We start from the raw sequence: 1,148 nt of genomic DNA on the forward strand, positions 1-1,148 counted from the left end.
GATTGTATGATTACCAGCGATCTTCCTACCGGTGCCGGGATAAGTTCTTCCGCAGCACTGGAATGTGGTTTCTGTGCGGGCCTTAATGAATTATTTGATCTGAATTTAAGCGACATTGAGATCGCAAAGATATCTCAATGTGCAGAAAATGAATTTGTAGGTTCTAACTGCGGAATCATGGATCAATTTGCTTCTGTTCTTAGCAAAAAGGATCATTTTATCAAATTGGATTGCCGAAGTCTTGCTACTGAATATATTCCTGCAGATCTCGGAAACTTTGAATTGCTACTGCTAAACACAAGGGTTTCTCATAATCTGGCCGACAGTGATTACAATTCCAGGCGTGAGGAATGTGAAGAAGCGATCAGGCTAATTCAATTGAAGAATTCGCAAATAAAAAGCTTGCGAGATGTGGATTATGACTTGCTAGAAGATTATCGATCTGAACTTTCTGAGCAGACTTACCAACGCTGTTTATATGTACTGCAGGAAAATGAGCGTGTGGAGGCAGCTGCAGATGCGCTTCGCAATAACGATCTTCAGGCCCTAGGGAAATTGATGTATGCTTCTCATCGCGGCTTGCAGCAGCAATATGAGGTGAGTTGCCAGGAACTCGATTTTCTGGTTAATTATGCTGAAAATAAGGAATTTATCTACGGAAGCAGAATGATGGGCGGTGGCTTTGGCGGCTGCACCATTAACCTTATAAATTCTGAAGATGTTGAAAGCTATATTACTGAAATTTCCGAAGCATATTTTGAAAGATTCAAGATCTACCCGGAAGCGATCAAAGTTGGACCTTCAGCCGGAACAGAAATAATAAAACTGGAATGTCATGAACAGTGAAATGAACAAACTACCTCATCGCAGGTATAATATTTTGACCGGTGAATGGATACTGGTTTCACCACATCGCACAAATAGACCATGGCAGGGTAAAACCGAAGAGAATAAAACCCATGATAAAGCCTCGTACGATCCGGGTTGCTATCTATGTCCAGGAAATACCAGGGCAAGCGGAGAAACGAATCCTAAGTATTCTGAACCTTATGCATTTATTAACGATTATAGCTCTCTGCTTCCGGATACTCCTAAAGTGAATTTTGAACAGGGCCTGCTGAAGGCTGAAACTGAAAAGGGAATTTGCA

Annotated in this window: 2 protein-coding genes; both read left to right on the forward strand. The window is 41.6% G+C overall.

The genetic code is table 11. The features are described 5' to 3' along the window. A partial coding sequence (gene galK / locus ACNKXS_RS07985) for a galactokinase (protein WP_417920425.1) occupies positions 1-846 on the forward strand: 846 nt, incomplete at its 5' end. Then, positions 836-1,148, forward strand: a 313-nt coding sequence (gene galT / locus ACNKXS_RS07990) for a galactose-1-phosphate uridylyltransferase (RefSeq protein ID WP_417920426.1), incomplete at its 3' end; no start/stop codon positions are given. The genes galK and galT, both read left to right, overlap by 11 nt.

The sequence above is a fragment of the Christiangramia marina genome, from assembly GCF_048285865.1.
Lineage (GTDB): Bacteria > Bacteroidota > Bacteroidia > Flavobacteriales > Flavobacteriaceae > Christiangramia > Christiangramia marina.